The organism is Burkholderia sp. FERM BP-3421 (assembly GCF_028657905.1).
In the GTDB taxonomy this organism is placed as follows: Bacteria; Pseudomonadota; Gammaproteobacteria; order Burkholderiales; family Burkholderiaceae; genus Burkholderia.
This window is the reverse complement of record NZ_CP117782.1, coordinates 1,722,422-1,748,500: the sequence shown is the minus strand read 5'-3', so window position 1 is coordinate 1,748,500 and position 26,079 is coordinate 1,722,422. Positions and strand designations below refer to the sequence as shown.

Here is a 26,079-nt window from a genome sequence, read left to right as displayed (position 1 = left end):
TGCACGCGGAGGGCGCAGCATGTTGCATATGATCGCCGCCGCGCTGGACGGCTTCGTGTCGAACCTGCAGACCTGGCTGTACGTCGACGTCGTGCAGCCGCTGATGTATCGCTTCGACCTGATGGACTACGACGAGGACACCTACGACGCGCTCTACTGGGTGATCGTCGGCGCGCTGCAGGTGGTCGTGATGTACGTGCTGCTGCGCCCGCTCGAGGCCTGGCGGCCGATCGAGGCCTGGCGCAACCGCAAGGAGGCGCGGGTCGACATCCTCTACACGCTGATCGCGAAGCTCGGGATCTTCAGCCTGTTCTTCTTCTTCGCGATGCAGCCGCTGTTCGACAACTTCCAGGCCTGGCTGCGCCTGAAGGGCGTCGCGAACTACAACCTCGATGCGCTGTGGCCGGGCGTCACCTCGCAGCCGATCGTGTCGTTCGCGATCTACCTGATCGTGCTCGACTTCGCCGGCTACTGGTATCACCGCTGGCAGCATCGCTTCGGCGTGTGGTGGGAACTGCACGCGGTGCATCACAGCCAGCGGCAGATGTCGCTGTGGGCCGACGATCGCAACCACTTGCTCGACGACGTGATCCAGGCGTGCTTCTTCGCGGTGATCGCGCTCGTGATCGGCGTGCCGCCGTCGCAGTACGTCGTGCTGACCGCGCTCACCAACTTCGCGCAGAGCATCCAGCACACCAACGCGAAGCTGCCGTTCGGCCGGCTCGGCGAGCGCCTGCTCGTGAGCCCGATCTTCCACCGGCGTCACCACGCGGTCGGCTACGGCCACGAGGGCACCAAGTACGGCTGCAACTTCGGCGTGCTGTTCCCGTGGTGGGACATGCTGTTCGGCACCGCGTCGTGGAACCGCACGGTCGAGCCGACCGGCATCCGCGCGCAGTACGAGGGCGTGTCGTACGGCGACGGCTTCTGGTCGCAGCACGGCCTCGCGTTCGTGCGCATCGCGAAGCGGCTCGCGCCGAAGAAGCGCGCGGCGTCCGCCTGACCCGCGCGGCGCGCGCCGGCCCCGCGCCGCTGCGCGCGGCAATCCCCGCCGCACCGCACGGCCTTTGGCGCGCGGGCGCGGCGTGGTTTATCCTTTCTGCGCATGTCCCGATTTCCCCTTTCTGACAGGCCCGCATGAACGACCTGCTGCGCTCTTTCGGCCGGGCGCTCGCGAGTGCGCTGCACCCGCGGATGCTCTGGCTCACCTTCATGCCGTTTATCGTCGCCGCGGTGTTCTGGGGCGTCGTGCTGTGGTTCGCTTGGCAGCCGCTGATCGACGGCGCCCGCGCGGTGCTCGACGGCTTCGCGCTCACCGCGCTGCTGTACCGGTTGTTCAATGCGATCGGCGCGCCGCAGCTGCAGGCGGTGGTCGCGCCGTTCGTGGTCGTCGCGGCGACGATTCCGCTGATCGTGCTGACGGTGCTGACCTTGATCGCGACGCTGTCGATGCCGGTCGTCGTCACCCACCTGTCGAAGCGGCAGTTCGCGGCGCTCGAGATGAAGCGGGGCGGCACCTGGTACGGCAGCGTGTTCAATTCGGTGGGGGCCGCGCTCGCAAGCCTCGTGCTCCTGATCGTCACCTTGCCGCTGTGGCTGATTCCGCCGTTCTTCGCGCTGCTGCCGCCCGTGATCTGGGGCTGGCTCACCTATCGCGTGATGACCTACGACGCGCTCGCGCTGCACGCGAGCAGCGACGAGCGGCGCGCGCTGCTGCGCCGCCATCGCTGGCCGCTGATCGGCATCGGCGTCGCGAGCGGGCTGCTCGGCACCGTGCCGACGTTCATCTGGGTGTCGTCGATCTGGATGATGGTGCTGTTTCCGTTCGTCGCGGCGGCGATGATCTGGGTGTACGCGTTCATCCTGGTGTTTTCCGCGCTGTGGTTCGGCTTCTACTGCCTGCGCGCGCTGCAGGACCAGCGCGCGCAGGCCGCCGCCGGACCTTCCCTTTCGACCTGACGAGGCACGCATGACCATCGGCATCATCATCATCGGCGACGAAATCCTGTCCGGTCGCCGCCATGACAAGCACCTGGCGAAGCTCATCGAACTGCTCGCCGCGCGCGGGCTTGCGCTGGGCTGGGCCGAATACGTCGGCGACGATCCGGCGCGCATCACCGCGACGCTGCGCCGCGCGTTCGAGGCGGGCGACCTCGTGTTCTCGACGGGCGGCATCGGCGCGACCCCGGACGATCACACGCGCCAGTGCGCGGCCGCCGCGCTCGACGTGCCGCTGGAGCTGCATCCGGAGGCGCGGGTGCTGATCGAGGCGCGGATCCGCGAGATGCACGCCGATGCGGCGACGCCGCCCGATTTCGACTCGGCGGAGAACCAGCATCGTCTGAACATGGGCGTGTTTCCGCGCGGCGCGTCGATCATTCCGAACGGCTACAACCGGATTCCGGGTTTTTCGGTGGGCGAGGTGCATTTCGTGCCGGGCTTCCCGGTGATGGCGTGGCCGATGATCGAATGGGTGCTCGACACGAAGTACGCGCACCTGCATCACGCCACCCCGCATGCGGAGCGTTCGCTGTACGTGTTCGAGCTGCCCGAGTCGACGCTGACGCCGCTGATGGAGCGGATCGAACGGGATTTTCCCGGCGTGCGCGTGTTCAGCCTGCCGAGCGTCGGCGATGCGGAGCGCGGCGGCATCTACGCGCGCCGGCACATCGACCTGGGCGTGAAAGGGGAGCCCGAGGCGGTGGCGGCCGCCTATGTGAAGCTGCGCGAAGGCGTGCACCAGCTGGGCGGCGACATCGTCGAGCCGGAACCGCCGGTGGCCGGCTGAACGCCGGCGCAGGGCGGCCGGCCGCCCCGGATGCGAGACGGGCCGCCCCAGGGCGGCCCGTTCATCATGGCGTCATCGCCTGGACGGACGATGAGGCGCCGCGCATGTCATGCGCCGATCCAAGGCAGCTTGTGGTAGCACCAGCCCTCGACCGTCTTCCGATGTCCCTGGCCGTCTTTCGCGCCCTCGAAGCCCTCCAGCAGGTCGAAGGCCTTGACGAAGCCCGCCTGCGCGGCGGCGACCGCGGCCAGCTTCGAACGCGCCGCGCTGCGGCACAGGAACAGCACCGGCGTCTCCGGCGTGACCGCCGCCTGCAGCTGCGCGAGGAATTCCGGGTTCGGCACGCCGCCCGGATAGCGCGTCCATTCGAGGTGCACGTACTGGCCGTCGCCGATGAGCGGGCGGCCGACCCAATCCAGTTCCGCGCGCGTGCGCACGTCGACGAGGCGGGCGCCCGGTTCGAGCTGCAGCAGCTCGAACGCCTCGGCGGGCGACAGCGCGCCCGCGTAATTCAGCTGGTTCGCCGTGCGGCGCTGCTCGGCACGCGCATACAGCTGTTCAAGCGTACTCATGGCGGGAGGTCTCCTGCGAGTCAAAAAAGCATTCTAGCGCGTCGCGCCGTGCGCGATGCCCGGCGTCCGTCCGGACCGGCCGGATGCCCGAATCTCACCAAGATGGTGCAAAATAGCGCGTTGGCACCAAATCGGGGCTCGCCATGGAAGGGGGTCGATGGCGCGCACCGGATGGGTGCGCCGAATGGGCGGCCCGTCGGCCGCAAGCCCCGAAAGCGCGCGCCGCGCCCCTTGTCCGGACGCGGGCCGGCACGCGTCGCGCCGATCTGGCGCATGCATGGCACGGAAGCTGCTATACAAGTTCCAGTCGAATCGGTTGTACGCGGCACATCGCACGCTGCGCCGAGCAGCTCGCTTAACGAGGCGGTCCCAGTCCGCCGAATTTGTTCAATCAGGAGAAGAGGTTATGAGTAAAACCGTCGCCGACGTCATGCAGCTCGTGAAGGACGAGGACGTCAAGTTTGTCGATTTCCGCTTCACCGATACGCGCGGCAAGGAACAGCACGTGTCGGTGCCGGTGTCGGCGTTTGACGAAGACAAGTTCGAAAGCGGTCATGCGTTCGACGGCTCGTCGATCGCCGGCTGGAAGGGCATCGAAGCGTCGGACATGCTGCTCATGCCGGATCCGAACGCGGCGTTCGTCGACCCGTTCTACGAGGAATCGACGCTCGTGCTGACCTGCGACGTGGTCGAGCCGGCGGACGGCAAGGGCTACGAGCGCGATCCGCGTTCGCTCGCGAAGCGCGCGGAAGCCTACCTGAAGAGCACGGGCATCGGCGACACCGCGTACTTCGGTCCGGAGCCGGAATTCTTCATCTTCGATTCGGTGCAGTGGAATACCGACATGTCGGGCTGCTTCGTGAAGATCAATTCGGAAGAAGCGCCGTGGTCGTCGGGCAAGGAATTCGAAGGCGGCAACACCGGCCACCGTCCGGGCGTGAAGGGCGGCTATTTCCCGGTCGCGCCGGTCGATGCGTTCCAGGACATGCGTTCGGAAATGTGTCTGCTGCTCGAACAGATCGGCATCCCGGTCGAGGTGCACCACCACGAGGTGGCGGGCCAGGGCCAGAACGAGATCGGCACGAAGTTCTCGACGCTGGTCGAGCGCGCCGACTGGACGCAATGGTCGAAGTACATCATCCATAACGTCGCGCACTCGTACGGCAAGACGGCGACCTTCATGCCGAAGCCCGTCGTCGGCGACAACGGCTCGGGCATGCACGTGCACCAGTCGATCTGGAAGGACGGCCAGAACCTGTTCGCGGGCAACGGCTACGCCGGCCTGTCGGAACTCGCGCTGTTCTACATCGGCGGGATCATCAAGCACGCGCGCGCGCTGAACGCGATCACGAACCCGACGACCAACTCGTACAAGCGCCTCGTGCCGCACTTCGAGGCGCCCGTGAAGCTCGCGTACTCCGCGCGCAACCGCTCGGCGTCGATCCGCATTCCGCACGTGTCGAACCCGAAGGGCCGCCGCATCGAGACGCGCTTCCCGGACCCGATGGCGAACCCGTACCTGTGCTTCACGGCGCTGATGATGGCGGGTCTCGACGGCATCCAGAACAAGATCCATCCGGGCGAAGCCGCCGACAAGAACCTGTACGACCTGCCGCCGGAAGAGGATGCCAAGATCCCGACCGTGTGCGCAGGCCTCGACCAGGCGCTCGAGGCGCTCGACAAGGATCGCGAGTTCCTGACGCGCGGCGGTGTGTTCACGGACGCCATGATCGATGCGTACCTGGGCCTCAAGGAACAGGAGCTGGCGAAGTTCCGCATGACGACGCACCCGATCGAGTTCGAGATGTACTACTCGCTGTAAGCGGCGATGGCGCTTCGTCACCTCAGCGCACGAAGCGCCGCGTCGCCGGCGCGTGTCCGCGGCACGGTTCCACGGGCGCGCGCCGCGGCTTGACAAGGGGACGGCGTCCAGCCGTCCCTTTTTTGTTCGCCGGCCAGGACATAATTTTTGACACGGCATCCAAGCAAGATGGTTCTGAAGAATCTGATCAAGGCCCGGGCCGGCCAGCCGGAGCGTCTGTCGGACGACGACCGGCTGGTGCGCTCCGGGCTCCTGACGGGACTGGAAGCGCTGCCGACCGTCGTGCTGGTGCTCGACCGCCGCACGCTGCGGATCGCGTTCGCGAATCCGTCGGCCGAGGCGATGCTCGACATCTCGCGGCGGCAGCTCGCGCAGAAGCCGTGGGGCGAGATTTTTCCGAACGCGGGCGAGCTGGCGACCACCATCACCGCGATCGGCGAGGAGCGTTTTCACGCGACCCACCTCGACACCGTGCTCGATCGGCCGGGGCGCGAGCCGCTGCACGTGCATGCGATCGTCGGCTTCCTGGAGGGCGCGCAGGACTACGTGCTCGTCGAGCTGTTCGAGAACGAACGGCAGTCGCGCACCGACCGCGAGGAACGGATCCACGACCTCACGGCGGTCAACAAGCAGCTGATCCGCAATCTCGCGCATGAGATCAAGAATCCGCTCGGCGGCATCCGCGGCGCGGCGCAGCTGCTCGAATTCGAGCTGAGCGAGCGCGAGCGCGGCGAGCTGCGCGAGTACACGCAGGTCATCATCAAGGAATCGGACCGGCTGCAGACGCTGGTCGACCGGCTGCTGGAGCCGCACCGACATCCGCACATCGTCGGCGATGTGAACATCCACGAGGTGTGCGAGCGGGTGCGCGCGGTGATGCTCGCGGAATTCCCGCGCGGGCTCACGATCGAGCGCGACTACGACGTCAGCGTGCCCGACTTGCGCGGCGACAAGGAGCAACTGATCCAGGCGCTGCTGAACATCGTGCGCAACGCGGCGCAGGCGCTGCGCGAGCGGATCGCGCAGGGCGACGCGCGCATCGAGCTGCGCACCCGCGTCGCGCGCAAGGTGACGATCGCGAAGCGCCTGTACCGGCTCGCGCTGGACCTGCGCGTGATCGACAACGGCCCGGGGATTCCCGAGGACATCCGCGACCGGGTGTTCTATCCGCTCGTGTCCGGGCGCGAGGACGGCAGCGGGCTCGGGCTCACGCTCGCGCAGACCTTCGTTCAGCAGCACGACGGCGTGATCGAGGCGGAGAGCCGCCCGGGGCGCACCGAATTTCAGATTCTGCTGCCGCTCGACCATTGAGCGGCGGCCCAGATTCCCCCATCCTTTTGACCGACCTATGAAGCCGATCTGGATAGTAGACGACGACCAATCGATCCGCTGGGTGCTCGAAAAGGCGCTTGCGCGGGAGAGCTTCGCGACGCGCAGCTTCGCCAACGTGCGCGACGCGCTGCATGCGTTCGACCAGGAAACGCCGCAGGTGCTGGTGTCCGACATCCGGATGCCGGGCGGCTCCGGGCTCGAACTGCTGCAGGCGGTGCGCGAGCGGCTGCCGGCGCTGCCGGTGATCATCATGACCGCGTTCTCGGACCTCGACAGCGCGGTGGCGGCGTTCCAGGGCGGCGCGTTCGAGTATCTGGCGAAACCGTTCGACGTCGACAAGGCGGTCGAGCTGATCCGGCGCGCGGTCGAGGAGAGCCTGCGCGCGGGCGTGCCCGACGACGATCGGCCCGCCGAGGCGCCCGAGATGCTGGGCCAGGCGCCCGCGATGCAGGACATGTTCCGCGCGATCGGCCGGCTGTCGCATTCGGCCGCGACCGTGCTGATCACGGGCGAGTCGGGCACCGGCAAGGAGCTGGTCGCACGCGCGCTGCATCGGCACAGCCCGCGCGCGAGCGGGCCGTTCATCGCGCTCAACACCGCGGCGATCCCGAAGGATCTGCTCGAATCCGAACTGTTCGGCCACGAGCGCGGCGCGTTCACGGGCGCGCAGACGACGCGCCAGGGCCGTTTCGAGCAGGCGGAGAACGGCACGCTGTTCCTCGACGAAATCGGCGACATGCCGTTCGATCTGCAGACGCGTCTGTTGCGCGTGCTGTCGGACGGCCAGTTCTACCGGGTCGGCGGACACAATCCCTTGCGCGCAAACGTGCGCGTGATCGCCGCGACCCACCAGAATCTCGAGGCGCGGGTGCGGCAGGGCCTGTTCCGCGAGGATCTCTACCATCGGCTCAACGTGATCCGCCTGCGCTTGCCGGCGCTGCGCGAGCGCAGCGAGGACATCCCGCTGCTGATGCGTCACTTCCTGCAGAAGAGCGCGCGTGATCTCGGCGTCGAGCCGAAGCGCGTGTCGGACGAGGCGCTGCTCCACCTGAGTTCGCTGCCGTTCCCGGGCAACGTGCGGCAGCTCGAGAATCTCGCGAACTGGCTGACCGTGATGGCGCCCGCGCAGACGGTCGAGATCAAGGACCTGCCGCCCGATTTGATGCCGGTGTACGCGTCCGGCGACGGGTTCGCGATGTCCGGCGCGGGCGCCCCCGCGCTGGCGACGCCGGGCGCGCCCGCGCACGGCGAGTTGCCCGGCGCGGCGCACGCGATGGTCGTGGGGGATGCGTCCGTGAACGGCGCGGCGCCGGGCCATCCGGTATGGGAGCATGGCCTGCGCACCGAGGTGGCGCGCCTGTTGCGCGAGAACTCGGCCGATGTGATGGATGCGCTCGCGCGTCGCTTCGAGGCCGCGGTGATCCGCGAGGCGCTCGACTTCACGCGCGGACGCAAGGTCGAGGCCGCCGAGCGGCTCGGCATCGGCCGCAACACCATCACGCGCAAGATCCAGGAGCTGCGTCTCGAATCGTGAGACGCGACGGCCGCACGGAGCCGGGCATAATCGGGGTTTGACGCAACCCGATACCACGATGTCCGCTTCCTCCGTGTGGCCGGCGACGCCCGACCCCTTCCTGTTCCTCGAAGACCTCGACAGCCCGCGCGCCCGCGAATGGGTCGACGCGCAGAATGCGCGCACCCGCGCGGCGTGGCGCGACGGCGCGGCATGGCGCGCGCTGGCCGACCGCCTCGCGCGCGCCTATCTGCCGCGCGACGCGCCGGTGATTCCGGAGCGCTGGCAGTCGTGGGCCTATGACCTGCTGCAGGACGACCGCCATCCGAAAGGCGTGTGGCGGCGCGCGCCGTGGGCGGACTGGCGCGCCGGCGCGCCCGTGTGGGAGACGCTGCTCGACATCGATGCGCTGGGCGAGGAAGAGGGCGAGCCGTGGGTGTTCGAGGGGCACGCGATCCTGTATCCCGACGGCGACCGCGCGCTGCTGTCGTTGTCGCCGGGCGGCTCGGATGCGGTCGTCGTGCGCGAGTTCGATCTGACGCAGCGCCGTTTCGTGGCCGACGGCTTCACGATCGACACCCCGGGCCATCACACGCTCGACTGGATCAATCGCGATACGGTTTACGCGAGCTGGGATCGCGGCGACGCGTCGCTCACGCGCTCCGGCTATCCGTTCGAGGTGCGGCGCTGGGCCCGCGGCGCGGCGCTCGCGCAGGCGCCCGTGGTGTTCCGCGGCGAGTACGAGGACATCTCGGCCGGCGCGAGCTTCGATCCGGTCGACGCGCGGCACGTGGCATGGCGCAGCGTCGATTTCTTCGACGTGCATACCTATCGGCTCGACGCCGACGGCGCGTGGGCGCGCTACGACGTGCCGTCGCACGTCGGGATCGGCCATTGGCGCGGCTGGCTCGTGTTCGAGCCGCGTCTCGACTGGACCTGCGGCGGCGTGCGCCATCCGGGCGGCGCGCTGCTCGCGATCCGCGAGGACGCGTTCCTCGCGGGCGCGCGCGACTGCTTCACGCTGTTCTCGCCGAGCGCATCGACCTCGGCCTGCACCTGGACCGCGACGCGCCACTACCTGCTCGCGAGCTGGCTCGACGACGTCGACAGCCGCACCGAGCTGTGGCAGCCGCTGTGCGACGACGCGGGCGGCTGGTCGTGGCGATCGCGGCCGTTCGACGGCCCGGCGGGCGCGCAGATCGGCGTCGAGCCGATCGAGTCGCTGCTGAACGACGAAGTTTATGTCGACATCGACACCTATCTGAATCCGCCCGAATGCTGGCTTGCCGATCTCGCGGACGATGCGCCCGCGCGGCGCGTGCTGCTCGACCGGCCGCCCGTGCAATTCGACGCGGCCGGGCTCGTGGTGCGGCGCGCGCATGCGCGCTCGCGCGACGGCACGCCGGTGCCGTATACGCTGATCGGCCCGCGCGACGCGCTGGAGGGCGCGGCGCGCACCGCGCGGCCGTGTCTCCTGGCCGGCTACGGCGGCTTCGCGCTGCCGAATCTCGCGGCCTACAGCGACGGTCTCGGGATCGGCTGGCTCGAGCAGGGCGGCGTTGCGGTGTTCGCGCACATCCGGGGCGGCGGCGAGTTCGGTCCGGACTGGCATCTCGACGCGCAGCGCGAGCACCGTCAATGCGCGTTCGACGATTTCATCGCGATCGCCGAGCAACTGATCGCGGACGGCGTGACGACGGCCGCGCAGCTCGGCATCGAGGGCGGCAGCAACGGCGGGCTGCTGGTGGGGGCCTGCATGGTGCAGCGGCCCGAGCTGTTCGGCGCGGTGCTGTGCCAGGTGCCGCTGCTCGACATGCAGCGCTATCCGCTGCTGCACGCGGGGTCGGCGTGGCTCGACGAGTATGGCGACCCGGACGATCCGGACGAGGCGGCCGCGCTTGCCGCGTACTCGCCGTATCACCGGGTCGCGGCGGGCGTCGCGTATCCGCCGCTGCTGCTCACGACCTCGACGCGCGACGACCGCGTGCATCCGGCGCACGCGCGCAAGATGGCCGCGCGCATGCGGGCGCAGGGGCACGAGCGGGTGTGGTACTGGGAGAACACCGACGGCGGGCACGGCAGCGCCGACGATCTCGCGCGGGCGGAGGACAACGCGGCCGAGTTCGGCTTCCTGTGGGCGCAGCTGGGGCCCGCCGCGCCGCGCGTCTGACGCGGCGCGCGGGCGCGCACTTACTCGACGAGCGCGAACACGGGGGTGTGGTCGGACGGCTGTTCCCAGGTGCGCGGCACGCGATCGATCTCGCACGCGGTGCAGGTCGCGGCCAGCGCCGGCGACAGCAGGATGTGGTCGATCCGCAGCCCCGCGTTGCGGCGGAACCCGAACATCCGGTAGTCCCACCAGCTGAAGCTCTTGTCCGGCTGCTCGAAGCGCCGGAATGCATCGACGAAGCCCTGTTCGAGGAGCTTCGCGAAATGTGCGCGCTCCTGCGGCGACACGAGATTCTGGCCTTCCCACTTGGCCGGGTCGTGCACGTCGCGATCCTCGGGGGCGATGTTGTAGTCGCCCAGCAGCGCGAGTTTCGGATGGCGCTGCAGTTCGCCGGCGAGCCAGGTCTGCAGCGCATCGAGCCATTGCAGCTTGTAGACGAACTTGTCGGAGTCGAGTGCCTGGCCGTTCGGGAAGTAGGCGGAGATGATGCGCACGCCGCCGACCGTGACGGCGATCACGCGCTGCTGCGGATCCTCGAAGCCGGGGATGTTGCGCACGACGTCGGATTCGTCGAACGGCAGCGAATCGCGCGCGATGATCGCGACGCCGTTGTAGGTCTTCTGGCCGGCGAACCAGCTGCGATAACCGGCGGCTTCCAGTTCCTCGCGCGGGTATTTCTCGTCGGGCAGCTTCAGTTCCTGCAGGCACAGCACGTCGGTCTGGCTTTGCGCGAGCCAGTCGAGCACGTGCTGCTTGCGTACGTTCAGGGAGTTGACGTTCCAGGTGGCGATTTTCACGATATTCGATTCCTTGCCGGAGAGAGCGTGGCGCGCGACGTGGATCGGCAGCCGCATCGAGGCTGTCGCGCCGCGCACGGCTGCGACGCCGGCGGACGTGGCGCCGCGCGCAATCCACGAGCGTTGACGAGCCGCAGTGTACCAGCGCGTCGCGCGGCGGGCGGCGGTTCCGTCCGCGCGGGACGGGTAGGGCCGGCGGGGATCTGCGTCGCGATCATGCATGCTGCTTTCGTTCGTGGGGGAGAAGGGATTCGAGCGAGGCGCGGTGGTCGGCCGTGAGCGTGCGGTCATGTTTTCATGGCACGTCGATGAAAATTTGATGTTTCCGCTTAAAAGAGGTATAGTCTTGTTTCTCTGACGCGGGGTGGAGCAGTCTGGCAGCTCGTCGGGCTCATAACCCGAAGGTCACAGGTTCAAATCCTGTCCCCGCAACCAAGCTTTGAAGCCCTGATTTCTTCTGGAAATCAGGGCTTTTTGCTTTTCCCGGGCGCAGTCGTGCCGGTGCCGGGTGCACGCGATGCATGACGCGCAAGGTATTTGACGCCGGACTGAAATCAACATATAATCTTTTTCTCTGACGCGGGGTGGAGCAGTCTGGCAGCTCGTCGGGCTCATAACCCGAAGGTCACAGGTTCAAATCCTGTCCCCGCAACCAAGCTTCGAAGCCCTGATTTCTTCTGGAAATCAGGGCTTTTTGCTTTTCTCGATGTCCGGACCGCTGTCGGCGCAGGCTCGGATCGCCTCAACGGCTGGATCGAATTCCGCATGAAGCGCATCCGGCCGCTCGGGCCGCGTTCTCGCCCTCGGGCCGGCCCAACGTGCGCGGCCCAAGCCGATCGGCGCTCATGAAGCCAACGCTATCGCGCCTCGACGTAATCCAGGGGGAGTGCGGTGGTTTGCTTGATGACCTCCATCGAGAACGCGGAACTCACATCCCTCAGCTCGACGCTCTTGATCATCCGCTTGTAGACACTGTCATACCCGGCGATGTCGGGCACGACGACCTTGAGCAGGTAGTCGATCTCGCCGCTCATCCGATGGATCTCGACGATTTCGGGAATCTCGCGCACCGCCGCGATGAACTGGTTCGTCCAGGCGTCGCCGTGCTGGTTCGAGCGCACGGTGACGAAGGCCGTCAGCCCGAGATTCAGCCTGGTCGGTTCGCACAGCACGACCTGCCGGCAAATGACCCCATCCTCCCGCAATTTCTGCAGCCGACGCCAGCAGGGTGTCGGCGACAGGTTGACGGCTTTCGCCAGATCATTGAGCCCGATCGTCGCGTCGTCCTGAAGCAGCGCGAGCAGTTGAACATCACGTTTGTCCATGACACCCAAAAACTAGAAAATATTTCTAATAATACCTGTCAGGTCGATAATTTTTGGAAACAAATGCTGCGCGCGGAACAGTAACCTTGCAGGCACAGAGGATTACTTTGATCGAGTTCATGAGCGCACCCAACACCCTGCATTACTTCGACTACGCCGCCACCACCCCGGCCGATCCTCGGGTCATCGCGGCGATGTTCGAATGTCTCGGCGCCGATGGCGTGTTCGGCAATCCGGCTTCGAGTTCGCATGCCGCAGGCATCGCGGCGCGCGAGAAGGTCGAGCATGCGCGGCAGCAAGTCGCGGATCTGATCGGCGCCGACGCGCGGGAAATCGTCTGGACGTCCGGTGCGACCGAATCGAACAATCTCGCGCTGAAGGGTTACGCCGAGATGGCCACGGCGCGCCGGCATCTGGTCACGAGCCGGATCGAGCACAAGGCGATTCTCGATACGATGGCCAGCCTCGAGAAACGCGGCATGACGGTCACGTATCTGAGCCCGTCGAGCCGCGGCGAACTGACCGTCGACGAGGTCGCCCGGGCGGTCGGTCCTCAAACCGGCCTGGTTTCCCTGATGCTCGTCAACAACGAGATCGGCACGCTGACCGACATCGCCGCGATCGCTGCCGTCGTCCATGCGGCGGGCGCGCTCCTGCACGTCGACGCGGCCCAGGCGCTCGGCAAGACCCCGATCGATGTCAAGGCGCTCGGGATCGATCTCATGTCCCTGTCCGCGCACAAGGTCTACGGACCGAAAGGCATCGGTGCGTTGTACGTCGGCAGCGGGGTCGGCGAGCGCATCGCATCGCAGATGCATGGCGGCGGTCATGAGTTCGGCCTGCGCTCGGGCACGCTTGCCACGCACCAGATCGTCGGGATGGGCGTGGCGTGCGAGCTGGCCGCGGAAAGGATGGCCGGCGACAGCGAACGGATTGCCGGATTGAGCGCGTACCTGCTCGATGCCGTGCTGGCGCTCGGCGACATCACGCAGAATGCACGCGATGCCCGCCGCATCCCCCACACGCTGAGCCTGACCATCGGCCTGCCCGGTTTCCAGGCGGCCATGCTCGGCGAGAACCTGGCCGTGTCGTCGACGTCGGCGTGCAACTCGGCGGCGGGCAAGCCTTCGCATGTGCTGACCGCGATCGGTCTCGATGCGAACGCGGCCGGCCGCACCGTGCGTCTCAGCTTCGGCCGCTATACCTCCTGGGAGGACGTCGACCATGCCATCGCGTGCTTTCAACGCGCGCTGGCCGTCTGCCGCTCGAAGGTCGTGGCAACGCGAATCTCTCCGGAATTCTCGATCTCGCCTCAATTGATGCCCGGCGACCTCGAAGCCGTTCGCAACCAGGGTTTCAAGAGCATCATCTGCAACCGGCCGGACGGCGAGGCGCCGGAGCAGCCGAGCTTTGCCGAGATCGCCGCGACCGCCGGCCGGCTTGGCATCGAGGTGCGCTATCTCCCGGTCGTGGGGGACAAGATCGGCGCAGATGAGCTTGCGTCGTTTGCCGCGTGCATCGAGAGCCTGCCCGCGCCCGTGCTGGCTTATTGCCGCACGGGCAATCGATCCGGCATGCTCTGGAACATGTCGGAGCCGCGTCGGAAATGAGGGCCGAGCGAGCAAATCCCGATCATGGGCGTTCGATGGGCGCTGCGCCGGCCATCCTGGTCGAAGGCTTCTTCGACCAGGCAACCAGCACCGTCAGCTACCTCGTGCTCGATACGTCGACCCGCGATTGTGCGCTGATCGACAGCGTGCTCGACTATGACCCGAAGTCCGGACGGACGCGCACCGAAAGCGCCGACCGACTGATCACGCGCGTGGCCGAACTGGGCGGGACAGTCCGTTGGCTGCTGGAAACGCATGTGCATGCGGATCATCTTTCGGCGGCGCAGTACTTGAAGTCGCGCGTGGGCGGCTCGATTGCGATCGGCGTCCACGTGCAGCGCGTGCAGGATGTGTTCGGCCGCTTGTTCAACACCCGGCACGATCGCTTGGCGGACGGCTGCCCGTTCGACCGGCTGCTCGACGACGGCGATACCCTGCCGCTCGGCACCTTGTCGATTCGCGCCATCCATACGCCGGGCCATACCCCTGCCTGCCTGACTTACTTCTGTGACGCGGGCGGCGAACGCGTGGCGTTTGTCGGCGACACGCTGTTCATGCCCGACTACGGCACGGCGCGCTGTGATTTTCCAGGCGGCAATGCGCGCACGCTGTACAGCTCGATCGAGCGGGTACTGGACCTCCCGCCCGACACGCGCCTCTACACCTGCCACGACTACCAGCCCGGCGGGCGCGCGGTCGCATACATGAGCACGGTCGCGGAGCAGAAGCGTGCGAACGTCCATGTGCGCGACGGCGTGACCGAAGAAGGGTTCATTGCGATGCGCAACGCGCGCGACGCGACCCTCGACATGCCGGTGCTGATGCTGCCGTCGGTGCAGGTCAACATGTACGCGGGACGATTGCCCGACCCCGAAGGCAATGGCGTGCGCTATCTGAAGATTCCGCTCGACGCGATCTGAAACGCCGCGAAACCTGGATAAACGATGTTGATCGCTTTGATACTCGGCGGCGTGGTCGGCGCCGTGCTCGGCTTGACCGGCGCGGGAGGGGGCATTCTCGCCGTTCCGGTCCTCGTGGTCGGCATGGGCCTGCACATGCAGCAAGCGGCGCCGGTGGCGCTCGTCGCGGTGGCGGGCAGCGCGGCGATTGGAGCCCTGGAGGGATTTCGCCGCGGCCTGGTGCGCTATCGGGCGGCGTTCTTGATGACAGCGACCGGCATACCGCTCACGTCGCTTGGCGTCAAGCTGGCGCATAGCCTGCCGCAACGGGTGCTGCTCACGCTGTTCGCGCTGACGATGGGGGTCGTCGCGGTTCGCTTGCTGCGGCAGGCGCTCGGGGAAAGACGCGGCGTGACGCGCGCGTCATCTCTGTGCGTGGGGCGTGTGAATCAGGAGACCGGGCGCTTGATATGGTCCTGGCAGACTGCACTGGCGCTGGCCTCGACGGGGGCGATGACGGGTTTGATGACCGGGCTGCTCGGCGTCGGCGGCGGCTTCGTGATCGTTCCCATGCTTCGCAAATTCACCCATGTGCCGATGCACGGCATCGTCGCGACCTCGCTCACGGTGATCGCGTTCGTGGGCACCGGGGCGATGCTGGTGGCGCTGTTCGCGGGCGTGCGCGCGCCGCTCGAGCTGACCCTGTGGTTCAGCGCGACGACGGCGCTCGGCATGGCGGGCGGACGCTGGGCGTCCCGCTTTCTGTCGGCGCTCCATGTGCAGATCGCATTTGGTTCGGTGCTCGTGTGCGTTGCGCTCGGTTTGCTCGTGAAGGCGGGACTCGGCGTCTGACCGCCGGGAGCCAGTGTGACGCGCATCGCGCGAGACACGGCCGCATCGCGCTCGCGCGATGTTCATGCATGCGGGAGGACGGCGTCGAGCACCGTGGGTTTCGCCGTACCGGCGCGCGTCCCCGCCACTCAGCCCCGAAGACGTGACCGTCGGCCCGTGGACACGATCCGGTCGGCGTCGGGGCTGAGACCTTTCCTTATGTTGTTTCGCTCCTTTCAATAATCCTGCTTGCCATTCCATTGGCACGTCCCATAGAATTAATGATAATAATTATCATTACGGGGTGGCGCCTGCACGTCGATGCAGCGCCGGGGAGTGCATGGGCGTTATCGAAAGTCATCTGCAGCGGGATGTCCGGCTGCTCTACAGCGATCATCACGGCTGGTTGCGCGGCTGGCTGAGGAAGCGGCTCGGCAATGCGAGCGACGCGGCCGATCTCGCGCACGACACCTATCTGCGCGTGCTGGCGTCCGGCCGCGCGCCGCAGCCCGAGGATTCGCGGCGCTTCCTCACCCAGATCGCCAACGGCCTCGTCGTCGACATGTACCGGCGTCGGCGCATCGAGACGGCCTACCTCGACGCGATCCGCCTGTTGCCCGAACCCGAGGCGCCGTCGCCCGAAACCCGGGCCCTCGTTCTGGAAACCCTGTGCGAGATCGACGCGATGCTCGATCGCCTGTCCGCCAACACGCGCGACGCCTTGCTCATGTGCAAGCTCGAAGGGCTGACCTATGCCGAGATCGCGACCCGGCTGTGCGTCTCGACCTCGTCGGTCGAGAAGTACGTGGCGTGCGCGCTGCGCGCCTGCTATGCCGCGTTGTACGGCGAGGCCGCATGAGCCTGTGCGACGAACCCGCGCAGCCGGGCGCGATCGCGGACGCGATTGTCGAACAGGCCAGCAACTGGCTCGCGCGGCTCTGGTCGGGCGAGGCGAGCGACGACGAACTGGCGCGCTGCGCCGCGTGGCGCGCCGCCCATCCCGATCATGAGCGCGCGTGGCGCCGGCTCGGCGGCATCGAGGCGAAGCTGCTGAGCGTGCCCGCCGTCGCGCGGGCCGCGCTGCAGCCGGGCGGCGAGCGCCGGTCCGCGCCGCGTCGCCGCCGCGTGCTGCGCGCGCTCGGTCTGGCGGTCACCGCCGGCGGCGCGTTCCAGGCGATGCGCGGCACCCGCGCGTGGCAGGTCGCGGCCGCCGACCAGGCGACCGGCGTCGGCGAAATCAAGGCCGTGACGCTCGCGGACGGCACGCGTTTCTGGCTCGACACCGCGAGCGCCGTCGATGTGCGCTTCGACGCGCGCGAACGGCGCGTGGTGCTGCTGCGCGGCGCGGTCTGCATCACGACCGCGCACGACGCGGCGGGGCGGCCGTTTCGCATCGAGACCCGGCAGGGCGTGGTGCGTGCGCTCGGCACGCGCTTCGTCGTGCGCGACGACGGCGACGCGACGCGGGTCGACGTCTTCGAAGGCGCGGTGGAGATCCGGACGGCCGCCGCGCCGATGCGCGCGATGCGCCTGGCCGCCGGCCAGTCGTCGTCATTCTCGGTCACCGCGGTCGGCGCGCCGCTGCCCGCCGACGAGCAGGCGGCCGCCTGGACCCGACGGCTGTTGATCGCCGAACACATGCCGGTCGACGCCTTCGTCGCGGCGCTCGCCCGCTATCGGCCGGGCATCGTGCGATGCGATCCGGCGCTGGCGGCTGCGCGCGTATCCGGCGTGTTCTCGCTCGTCGATACCGACCGCGCGCTCGCCAGCCTGCAGGCGGCATTGCCGGTCGCGGTCGTCTACCGCACCCGCTACTGGGTCAGCATCGTGCCGCGCTGAGGCCGTCACGCTCGCGCGCGCAAACAATTTTCGTCATCGATTGAGGGTTTCGTCGGCTCGTTCGGAATACATGACGAACCTCGTCATTCTTCGAACCTGAAAGGACTCGCCATGGCGTTCCGCCGATCCACTTCCCGTTCCGTTCCCACCGCCGCGCGCGCTGGGGCCCGCGCTCGTCGCGGCGCTCGCGCTGAGCGCGCCGCTCGGTGCGCAAGCGAGCCCCGACGATCCGCCCGCGCGGGTCGAGACCGACGAGCGCCGCGCGTACGCGCTCGCGGCCGGCCCGCTCGACGTCGTGCTGAACCGCTTCGCCGCGCAGGCCGGCGTCGAGCTGGCGGCCGACGCATCGCTCATGCACGGGCGGACGAGCAGCGGCCTCAAGGGTCGCGTGAGCGTGACCCAGGGCTTCGCGCAGCTGCTGGCGCCGCACGGCCTCGAAGCCGAGCGCGGCGCGGGCGGCGCGTACGTGGTGAAGCGTCGCGCGCACACGGCGGGCGATGCGGCGGCCGGCACGCTGCCGACCATCGTCGTGAGCGGCCAGGTCGACCACCTGCCGGAGGTCTACGATGGCGGACAGGTCGCGCGCGGCGGCCGGCTCGGGATGCTCGGCAACGCGGACTTCATGGAGACGCCGTTCAGCACCGCGAGCTATACGTCGAAGCTGATCGAGGACCAGCAGGCGGGCACGGTGGCCGCCGTGCTGGAAAACGATCCGTCGGTGCGCTTCACGACCTCGACCGGACATATCTACGAGAACTACAGCATTCGCGGCTTCAACGTGAATTCCGACGATCTCTCGTTCAACGGCATGTTCGGGCTGGCGCCCAACGGCCACGCTCCGACCGAATTCCTCGAGCGCGTCGAGGTGCTGAAGGGGCCGAACGCGTTGCTGAACGGCATGTCGCCGAATGGCAGCGTGGGCGGCGCGATCAACCTCGTGCCGAAGCGGGCGGGCGACAAGCCGCTCGCGCGGCTCACCACCGACTATCAATCCGACAGCCAGTTCGGCGTGCACGCGGATGTCGGCCGGCGTTTCGGCGACCGCAACCAGGTCGGCTTGCGCGTGAACGGCGTGTTCCGCGACGGGCACACCACGATGGACGACCAGAGCAAGAAGCGCGAGCTTGGCTCGCTCGCATTCGACTTCCGCGGCGAACGCTTCCGCTTCTCGCTCGATGCCTATACCGACACCGAGCGATTCGACGGCGGCAGCCCGTGGATGGCGTCGTTTGCGACGCAGGTCGTGTCGCCGCCCGGCGCGGGTGTCAACCTGCTGCGCGGCGCGTGGGGCAAGACGTTCAACCAGGCCGTCGTCGGCCGCGCCGAGGTCGACATCACCGATCGCCTGACCGCGTTCGCGGGCGTGGGCGGGCGGAGCTACAGCTACTCGGGCTTTCTCAACGGGACGCGGGCGGGCGGGGTGAAGCCGGATGGCAGCTATCGCGGCATGACCTACAACCAGAACGGCTACAACGACACGGTATCGGCCGAGGTCGGCGTGCGCGGCCGCTTCCGCACGGGGCCGGTCAAGCACGAGGTGACGGTGAGCGGGTCGTCGCTGCAGATCGACTCGGGCACCGTCAACAAGGCGAGCGCGCCATATGCGTCGAACATCTACGCGCCGGTCGATCCCGTGCTCGCCCCTTCTCCGGGCGACGCGCCGCGCACCGCCGAGACGACGCTGACGGGCGTCGCGCTCGCCGACACGCTGTCGTTCCTCGGCGATCGCGTGCGGCTGACGGCCGGCGTTCGCCACCAGCGCGTGAAGGCGAAGACCTACGACGGCGCGACCGGCAAGCAGACCGCCAACTACAACGAGACCGCGCTGACGCCGGCCTTCGGCCTGCTCGTGAAGCCGTTCGGCCCGGACATCTCGCTGTACGCGAACTACATCGAGGGCCTGTCGCAGGGCGATACGGTCGGCGATCCCGCCGCGAAGAACTTCGGGCAGATGTTCGTGCCGTACAAGAGCCGCCAGGTCGAGGTGGGCGCGAAATGGGACACGGGCGAGTTCGCGAACACGCTGAGCTTTTTCCAGATCACCAAGCCCGGCATGTTGCGCGATGCCGCGACCAACACCTACAACGCGGACGGCGAGCAGCGCAACCGGGGCATCGAGTGGAACGTGTTCGGTCAGATCGTGCCGCGCGTGCGGGTGCTGGGCGGCGTCGCCTACACGCAGGCGATCCTCACGCACACGGCGGGGCGCACGTATGACGGCAACACCGCGTTCGGCGTGCCGAAGTGGACGGCCAATCTCGGCCTCGAATGGGACGCGCCGTGGGTCGCGGGGCTGACCCTGAGCGGCCGGGCGGTCGCGACGAGCGCGCAGTTCGTCAACTCGGCGAACACCCAGCGGATTCCGGGCTGGACCCGCTTCGATCTCGGCGCGCGCTATGCGACGCGCATCGCCGGCAAGGACGTGGTGCTGCGCGGCGGCGTCGAGAACGTCGCGAACCGGGTGTTCTGGGCCGGCTCGTTCAACGACGGCTTCGTCACGCAGAACGCGCCGCGCACCTTCAAGGTGTCGGCGAGCCTCGACTTCTGAGGACGCGGCCGATGAATCAACGCAACCCGATCCGCGCGCGGGCGCTTGCCTGCGCGTGGCTGTGCGGCGCGTGGCTGACGGGGGCGGGGGCGGCCTGCGCCGCGCCCACGTCCGCGCCGGTCGCGGCAACGAACCTCGGTCCGGCCGGCGAGCTGAGCGGCGAGGGGGAGCACGTGCTGCAACTCGACGAAGGCGCCTTCATCCAGGGCCGCCTCGACGGCGCGATGGCGAACCTAGACCTGCTCGACAGCGAGGGGCGCGCGTTGCGCCGGCTGCTGACCGATGATGCGCAAGGGCGCACCTTCATGTTCGTCGCGCCCGCGACCGGCCGTTACAGGCTGCGCGCGACGCCGGCGGCCGCCGCGTCGGCGTTGGCCGCCGCGCCGCGCTGCCGGATCACGCTCGACGCCGTCGTGCCGCGCGCGCACCAGCGTCGTCCGACGCCGGCGCTCGCGAGCCCGCGGCTCGCGGCGCTCGCGCGCGGCGTGCAGGCGGGCGGCGGCACCGACGCGTTCTGGCGCGAGATGGCCGAGCGCGGCACGCCGCTCGTCGAGGCCGCGCCCGCCGAGCCGGCGCGCACCGATGCGAGCCTCGCGCGCGGCGCGACGCCGGCGGACGAGCCCGTGCGGCTCGTCACGTTCCTGTGGCGCGGCGCGCGCGACAACGTGCGCGTGCTCGGCAGCCCGTCCGGCGAGCACGACGCGCTTGCGCGGCTGGCCGGCAGCGATGTCTGGTACCGCAGCTACGTGGTGCCCGCGAGCACGCGGCTCAGCTATCTGCTCGCGCCCGACGTGCCCGAGCTTGATCAGCCGGAGGGCGAGCGGCGGCGCGCGATTCTCGCGACCGCGCAACGCGACCCGCTGAATCCACGGACCTTCATGCGCACGGGCACCGACCCGTACCAGGGCAAGTCGGTGCTGGAACTGCCCGATGCGCCGCCGCAGCCGTGGCTCGCGCCGCGCCCGGGCGTACCGGCGGGCACGCTCGCCCGCACGCGCTTCACGAGCTGGATCCTCGGCAATACGCGCGACGTCTACCTGTATCGGCCCGCCGGCTATCGCGCCGACGATCCGGCGCGCGCGCTCGCGCTGATCTTCGACGCGCACGCCTATGCCGATCCCGACACGGTGCCCACGCCGACGATCCTCGACAACCTGATCGCGGAAGGTCGTCTGCCGCGCACGGCGGCGCTGATCATCGGCAATCCCGACGGCGCGGCGCGCGCTCGCGAGTTGCCGCCGAATCCGGCGTTCGCGCGCTTTCTCGCCGAGGAGCTGATGCCGTGGGCGCGCGGGCAGGGCGTGAGCGCCGCGCCCGCGCGCACGGTGGTCGCGGGGTCGAGCTATGGCGGGCTCGCGTCCGCGTACGTGGCGCTGCGTCATCCGGAGCTGTTCGGCAACGTGCTGAGCCAGTCGGGTTCGTTCTGGTGGGCGCCCGCGCAAGGCGATGCACACACCCGCGCGGCCGAGTGGCTGACGCGCGAATACGCGGCTGCCGAGCGGCTGCCGGTGCGTTTCTATCTGGAAAGCGGGCGCTTCGAGGACGGCAAGGGGCCGACGGGCATCGGCACCACCAGCCGCCATCTGCGCGACGTGCTGGTCGCCAGGGCATACCCGGTGACCTACGCGGAGACGGCGAGCGGCCACGACTATCTGCACTGGCGCGGCTCGCTCGCGTGCGGGCTGATCGCGCTGCTCGGCACGCCGGCCGGGCAGGGGGAGCGGCCGCCGGGCGGTGTCGACGCGGCGACCGCGCGGCGCGCCTGTCCGACCCGGTGACGCGCGGGCGCGCCGTTCAGCGCGCGGCGAGTTCGACCGCCGCGCGCGCGTGCAGCGCCGTGGTGTCGAACACCGGCAGCGCGACGTCGTCCGGGCCGATCAGCAAGGTGATCTCGGTGCAGCCGAGGATCACCGCCTGCGCGCCGCGTTGCGCGAGCCGCGCGACGATCGCGGCATAGGCCGCGCGCGATCCGGGCGCGACGACGCCGTGGCACAGCTCGTCGTAGATGATGCGGTGCACGTCGTCGCGGTCGGCCGCATCGGGCGTCAGCACGTCGAGCCCGTGGCGCGTGCGCAGCCGCTCGGCGTAGAACGGCAGCTCCATCGTGTAGCGGGTGCCGAGCAGGCCGACCCGCTCGATGCCGGCGGCCGTCAGCGCCGCGCCGGTCGGGTCGGCGATATGCACGCAGGGCAGCGCGACCGCCTGTTCGAGCGCGTCGAACACCCGGTGCATCGTATTGGTGGTCAACACCACGAAATCCGCGCCGGCGCGTTCGAGCTGGCGTCCGGCCTCGGCCATCCGCGCGCCGAGCGCCTCCCAGTCCTGCGCGCGCTGCAACGCCTCGATCTCGGCGAAGTCGACCGTCACCATCACGCTCTTCGCGTTATGGTGGCCGCCGTGGCGCGCCTTCGAATCCTGGTTGATCATCCGGTAATACTCGGCCGACGATTCCCAGCTCATTCCGCCGATCAATCCGATGGTACGCATCCGTGTTCTCCTGCTCATGCCGTAATCGATCGAGTATAGGGAGCGATCGGGCGCGGCGGCGGTACGGTTGGGCGGGAATCCGGCCGGTACGGCGCCCGGCCGCGCGCCGGGCCGGCGCAGTTGAAACTTGCACTGTGTTTTTGTACAGTGTCGACACCTTGGACACCACCGCCGATTCCCTCCCCGCCACGCCGCCGCCTTCGGGCGACGCGGCGCCGCGCGCGCGCAAGATCATCCACTGCGATTGCGACTGCTTCTACGCGTCGGTGGAGATGCGCGACGACCCGTCGCTGCGCGGCCGGCCGCTCGCGGTCGGCGGGCGGCCCGACCAGCGCGGCGTGATCGCAACCTGCAACTACGAAGCGCGGCGCTTCGGCGTGCATTCGGCGATGTCGTCGGCGCTCGCGATGCGCAAGTGCCCGGACCTGCTGATCCTGCCGAGCGCGATGGACAAGTATCGCGCGGCGTCGCGGCTCATCATGGCGATCTACCGCGACTACACGCCCGACGTCGAGCCGCTGTCGCTCGACGAGGCCTACCTCGACGTGAGCCGCACGGAACGGTGCCAGGGCAGCGCGACGCTGATCGCGCGCGAGATTCGTGCGCGGGTGTTCGAGACGGTCGGCGTGACGGTGTCGGCGGGCGTCGCGCCGAACAAGTTCGTCGCGAAGATCGCCTCCGACTGGAACAAGCCGGACGGGCTGTTCGTCGTGCGGCCGCATGAGGTCGACGCGTTCGTGGCGGCGCTGCCGGTGCGCAAGCTGTTCGGCGTGGGCAAGGTGACCGCCGCGCGGCTCGAGCGGCTCGGCATCCAGACCTGCGCGCAGCTGCGCGCCTGGTCGCTGTTCGACCTGCACCGCGAGTTCGGCGCGTTCGGCCGGCGGCTTCACGACCTCTCGCGCGGGATCGACGAGCGGCCGGTGCGCGCGGACCAGGAGCGCAAGTCGGTCAGCGTCGAGACGACCTACGTGCAGGACCTGACGACGCCCGCGCAATGCGCGGACGAGATCCGCCGGCTGACCGTGCTGCTCGACGCGCGCATCGAACGGGCCGGCGCGGCGCGCGCGATCCGCAAGCTGTACGTGAAGATCCGCTTCGCCGATTTCCAGCGCACGACGGTCGAGTGCGTGGCCGACGCGACCGACGCCGACACGGCCGTCGCGCTGCTCGAACGGGGCCTGGTGCGGCGACGCCAGCCGGTGCGGCTGCTCGGCGTGGGCGTGCGGATCGACGAGGACAGCGCCGAGCGGCACGGCCAGATCGCGCTGTTCGACGATCCGCCTGGCGGCGCGCCATGAAAAAACGGCAGTCCGCGCGTGCGGACTGCCGTTGCGGAACAACGCGGCGGCGCGCCGCTCAGTGCGCGGCGTCCGTCATGCCGTTGTGGCGCAGCAGCGCGTCGATGCTCGGCTCGCGGCCGCGGAACGCCTTGAACGATTCCATCGCCGGGCGGCTGCCGCCGACCTCGAGGATCTCGCGGCGATAGCGCGTGCCGGTCGCGGTGTCGAGCACGCTGCCGCCCGCCGCCTGCGCGGCTTCCTCGAACGCGGCGTACGCGTCCGCCGACAGCACCTCGGCCCACTTGTAGCTGTAGTAGCCGGCCGCGTAGCCGCCCGCGAAGATGTGGCTGAAGGTGTTCGGCCAGCGCGAGAACGGCGCTTGCGGGATCACGTGGTAGCGCTCGTTGATGTCGCGCGCGAACGCGTTCACGCCGGCCGCGCCAGCCGGGTCGAAGTCGACGTGCAGCAGGATGTCGAACATCGAGAACACGATCTGGCGCAGCATGCCGAGGCCGCTCTGGAAATTCTTCGCGGCGAGCATCTTGTCGAACAGCGCGCGTGGCAGCGATGCGCCGGTCTCGACGTGCGACGACATCGACGCGAGCACATCCCATTCCCAGCAGAAGTTCTCCATGAACTGCGAGGGCAGCTCGACCGCGTCCCATTCGACGCCGTTGATGCCCGACACACCGATCTCGTCGACCCGCGTCAGCATGTGATGCAGCCCGTGGCCGAACTCGTGGAACAGCGTGATCACTTCGTCGTGCGTGAAGCAGGCGGGCTTGCCGCCGATCGGCGCGGAGAAGTTGCAGGTCAGGTAGGCGACCGGCGTCTGCACGCCGCTCGCGCGCTTCGCGCGGGCGCGCGCGTCGTCCATCCAGGCGCCGCCGCGCTTGCCTTCGCGCGCGTACAGGTCGAGGTAGAACTGCGCGACGAGCGAGCCGTCGCGGTTCTCGACGCGGAAGAAGCGCACGTCGTCGTGCCAGACGGGCGTGCTGTCGGGCCGGATGCGCACCCCGAACAGCGTTTCGGCGACGGTGAACAGCCCCTTGAGCACGGCGGGTTCCGGGAAGTACTGCTTCACCTCGTTCTCGGAGAACGCGTAGCGCTGCTGGCGCAGCTTCTCGGCCGCGTAGGCGACGTCCCACGGCGCAAGCTCCGTCGTGTCGAGCGTCTGCGCGGCGAAACTGCGCAGTTCGTCCCAGTCTTGTTCGGCGTGCGGCCGCGCGCGCGTGGCGAGATCCTCGAGGAACGCGGTGACCTGCTGCGGCGACTCGGCCATCTTCGGCGCGAGCGACACTTCCGCGAAGTCGTGGTAGCCGAGCATGCGCGCTTCCTCGCGGCGCAGCCCGAGCTGTTCGGAGACGATCGCCGTGTTGTCCCAGTCCGCCTGGCCGCCGCCGTACTGCGGGCCCAGCTCGGACGCGCGCGTCACGTAGGCGCGGTACAGCGCCTCGCGCATCGCGCGGTTGTCCGCGTACTGCAGGACCGGGAAGTAGGACGGGAAGTGCAGCGTGAATTTCCAGCCGGCCTTGTCCTCCTTCTGCGCGGCCTCGCGCGCGGCGGCGATCGCGTCGTCGGGCAGGCCGGCCAATTCCGCTTCGGTCTGCGCGTAGAACGCGTAGCCGTTGGTGGCGTCGAGCACGTGGTCGGAGAAGGTCTTCGAGAGCGCCGCCTGCCGCTCCTGCAGTTCCGCGAAGCGCGGCTTCTGGTCCTCGGGCAGTTCCGCGCCGGACAGGCGGAAGTCGCGCAGCGCGTTGTCGAGGATCTTCTTGCGCTCGACGGACAGCGCCGGGTACGCCGCGCTCGCGGCGATCACCTTGTACTTCTCGTAGAGCGCGAGGTTCTGGCCGACGCTCGACCAGAATTCGGTCACGCGCGGCAGGTTCTCGCCGTAGGCGGCGCGCAGCGCCGGCGTGTCGGCGACGGCATTCAGGTGACCGATCACGCCCCAGGCGCGGCCGAGCGGCTCGGTCGCGCGTTCGACGGCTTCGACGATCTCTTCCCAGGTCGCGGGCGTGGCCGGGTCGGCCGCGCGTTCGACGGCGGCGTCGGCGGTCTCGAGCAGCGCGTCGAGCGCCGGCGTGACGTGTTCAGGGAGGATTTCGCCGAAACGGGGCAGGCCGGTGAAATCGAGAAGGGGATTGGCGGTTGCGCTGGCGGACATGGTGCTCCCGGGTGATTTCGGATGGAAACGGAGAGTGGCGCGCGGCGTGCGCGCGGCATCTCTTTATTATTGGGGCGTGGTGCGCGCTTTCCAATCGAA

At 68.8% G+C, this 26,079-nt stretch carries 20 protein-coding genes and 2 tRNA genes; 17 read left to right on the top strand and 5 right to left on the bottom strand.

What is annotated here, in order from left to right:
* Window positions 1-19: 19 nt before the first annotated feature.
* The 3 genes from Bsp3421_RS23695 (at window position 20) to Bsp3421_RS23685 (ending at window position 2,788) form a co-directional block, all read left to right on the top strand.
* On the top strand, window positions 20-1,003 hold the full coding sequence (locus Bsp3421_RS23695) for a sterol desaturase family protein (protein WP_274003923.1): 984 nt from the start codon (window positions 20-22) through the stop codon (window positions 1,001-1,003).
* A 134-nt stretch (window positions 1,004-1,137) separates the two neighbouring features.
* Entirely contained in the window at window positions 1,138-1,959 is an 822-nt protein-coding gene (locus tag Bsp3421_RS23690) for an EI24 domain-containing protein (RefSeq protein ID WP_274003922.1), read from the top strand.
* 10 nt (window positions 1,960-1,969) lie between these two features.
* Window positions 1,970-2,788 (top strand): competence/damage-inducible protein A, encoded by an 819-nt coding sequence (locus Bsp3421_RS23685; RefSeq protein ID WP_274003920.1) that lies wholly within the window; start codon window positions 1,970-1,972, stop codon window positions 2,786-2,788.
* A gap of 107 nt (window positions 2,789-2,895) precedes the next feature.
* Here the strand turns inward: Bsp3421_RS23685 and Bsp3421_RS23680 are convergent, their stop codons facing one another.
* Complete coding sequence (locus Bsp3421_RS23680; RefSeq protein WP_274003919.1) at window positions 2,896-3,360, bottom strand: rhodanese-like domain-containing protein; 465 nt, start codon at window positions 3,358-3,360, stop codon at window positions 2,896-2,898.
* A gap of 406 nt (window positions 3,361-3,766) precedes the next feature.
* Here Bsp3421_RS23680 and glnA point away from each other — a divergent pair, with 406 nt between their 5' ends.
* The 4 genes from glnA to Bsp3421_RS23660 all read left to right on the top strand — a co-directional run bounded on the left by glnA (window position 3,767) and on the right by Bsp3421_RS23660 (window position 10,197).
* Window positions 3,767-5,182 (top strand): type I glutamate--ammonia ligase, encoded by a 1,416-nt coding sequence (glnA, locus tag Bsp3421_RS23675; RefSeq protein WP_252987528.1) that lies wholly within the window; start codon window positions 3,767-3,769, stop codon window positions 5,180-5,182.
* A 168-nt stretch (window positions 5,183-5,350) separates the two neighbouring features.
* Window positions 5,351-6,493, top strand: coding sequence for a nitrogen regulation protein NR(II) (gene glnL, locus Bsp3421_RS23670; protein WP_274003916.1), 1,143 nt, complete (start codon window positions 5,351-5,353; stop codon window positions 6,491-6,493).
* Between the two features lie 37 nt (window positions 6,494-6,530).
* Complete coding sequence (gene ntrC / locus Bsp3421_RS23665; protein ID WP_274003915.1) at window positions 6,531-8,048, top strand: nitrogen regulation protein NR(I); 1,518 nt, start codon at window positions 6,531-6,533, stop codon at window positions 8,046-8,048.
* Window positions 8,049-8,106: 58 nt separating this feature from the next.
* A complete protein-coding gene (locus tag Bsp3421_RS23660; RefSeq protein WP_274003914.1) occupies window positions 8,107-10,197 on the top strand; it encodes a prolyl oligopeptidase family serine peptidase in 2,091 nt (696 codons plus the stop codon).
* 20 nt (window positions 10,198-10,217) lie between these two features.
* On the opposite strand, the gene xth is transcribed toward Bsp3421_RS23660, so the two are convergent.
* On the bottom strand, window positions 10,218-10,994 hold the full coding sequence (gene xth / locus Bsp3421_RS23655) for an exodeoxyribonuclease III (RefSeq protein WP_274003912.1): 777 nt from the start codon (window positions 10,992-10,994) through the stop codon (window positions 10,218-10,220).
* 358 nt (window positions 10,995-11,352) lie between these two features.
* Between xth and Bsp3421_RS23650 the strand changes: the two genes are divergently transcribed.
* A tRNA-Met gene (locus tag Bsp3421_RS23650) sits at window positions 11,353-11,429 on the top strand.
* Between the two features lie 143 nt (window positions 11,430-11,572).
* A tRNA-Met gene (locus Bsp3421_RS23645) sits at window positions 11,573-11,649 on the top strand.
* Window positions 11,650-11,851: 202 nt separating this feature from the next.
* On the opposite strand, the gene Bsp3421_RS23640 is transcribed toward Bsp3421_RS23645, so the two are convergent.
* On the bottom strand, window positions 11,852-12,319 hold the full coding sequence (locus Bsp3421_RS23640) for an Lrp/AsnC family transcriptional regulator (protein WP_274003911.1): 468 nt from the start codon (window positions 12,317-12,319) through the stop codon (window positions 11,852-11,854).
* A 119-nt stretch (window positions 12,320-12,438) separates the two neighbouring features.
* Between Bsp3421_RS23640 and Bsp3421_RS23635 the strand changes: the two genes are divergently transcribed.
* The 7 genes from Bsp3421_RS23635 (at window position 12,439) to Bsp3421_RS23605 (ending at window position 21,824) form a co-directional block, all read left to right on the top strand.
* Window positions 12,439-13,929, top strand: a complete 1,491-nt coding sequence (locus Bsp3421_RS23635; protein ID WP_274003910.1) for an aminotransferase class V-fold PLP-dependent enzyme — start codon at window positions 12,439-12,441, stop codon at window positions 13,927-13,929.
* Between the two features lie 35 nt (window positions 13,930-13,964).
* Window positions 13,965-14,849, top strand: a complete 885-nt coding sequence (locus tag Bsp3421_RS23630) for an MBL fold metallo-hydrolase (RefSeq protein ID WP_274003909.1) — start codon at window positions 13,965-13,967, stop codon at window positions 14,847-14,849.
* A gap of 24 nt (window positions 14,850-14,873) precedes the next feature.
* Complete coding sequence (locus Bsp3421_RS23625) at window positions 14,874-15,680, top strand: sulfite exporter TauE/SafE family protein (RefSeq protein ID WP_274003906.1); 807 nt, start codon at window positions 14,874-14,876, stop codon at window positions 15,678-15,680.
* Between the two features lie 319 nt (window positions 15,681-15,999).
* A complete protein-coding gene (locus Bsp3421_RS23620; protein WP_274003904.1) occupies window positions 16,000-16,518 on the top strand; it encodes a sigma-70 family RNA polymerase sigma factor in 519 nt (172 codons plus the stop codon).
* Window positions 16,515-17,498: a FecR domain-containing protein gene (locus tag Bsp3421_RS23615; protein ID WP_274003903.1), complete on the top strand. Its 984-nt coding sequence runs from the start codon at window positions 16,515-16,517 to the stop codon at window positions 17,496-17,498. Before Bsp3421_RS23620 ends, Bsp3421_RS23615 begins: the two co-directional genes overlap by 4 nt.
* A gap of 295 nt (window positions 17,499-17,793) precedes the next feature.
* Complete coding sequence (locus Bsp3421_RS23610) at window positions 17,794-20,046, top strand: TonB-dependent receptor (RefSeq protein ID WP_274003901.1); 2,253 nt, start codon at window positions 17,794-17,796, stop codon at window positions 20,044-20,046.
* 11 nt (window positions 20,047-20,057) lie between these two features.
* On the top strand, window positions 20,058-21,824 hold the full coding sequence (locus Bsp3421_RS23605) for an enterochelin esterase domain-containing protein (protein ID WP_274003898.1): 1,767 nt from the start codon (window positions 20,058-20,060) through the stop codon (window positions 21,822-21,824).
* Window positions 21,825-21,840: 16 nt separating this feature from the next.
* Here Bsp3421_RS23605 and Bsp3421_RS23600 read toward each other — a convergent pair whose 3' ends face one another.
* The gene (locus Bsp3421_RS23600) at window positions 21,841-22,533 is read right to left on the bottom strand and encodes an aspartate/glutamate racemase family protein (RefSeq protein WP_274003895.1); all 693 of its coding nucleotides are present in this window, start codon (window positions 22,531-22,533) and stop codon (window positions 21,841-21,843) included.
* Between the two features lie 134 nt (window positions 22,534-22,667).
* Between Bsp3421_RS23600 and dinB the strand changes: the two genes are divergently transcribed.
* Window positions 22,668-23,831 (top strand): DNA polymerase IV, encoded by a 1,164-nt coding sequence (dinB, locus tag Bsp3421_RS23595; protein WP_337995321.1) that lies wholly within the window; start codon window positions 22,668-22,670, stop codon window positions 23,829-23,831.
* Between the two features lie 58 nt (window positions 23,832-23,889).
* On the opposite strand, the gene Bsp3421_RS23590 is transcribed toward dinB, so the two are convergent.
* Window positions 23,890-25,980, bottom strand: a complete 2,091-nt coding sequence (locus tag Bsp3421_RS23590) for a M3 family metallopeptidase (RefSeq protein WP_274003894.1) — start codon at window positions 25,978-25,980, stop codon at window positions 23,890-23,892.
* Window positions 25,981-26,079 lie beyond the last annotated feature (99 nt).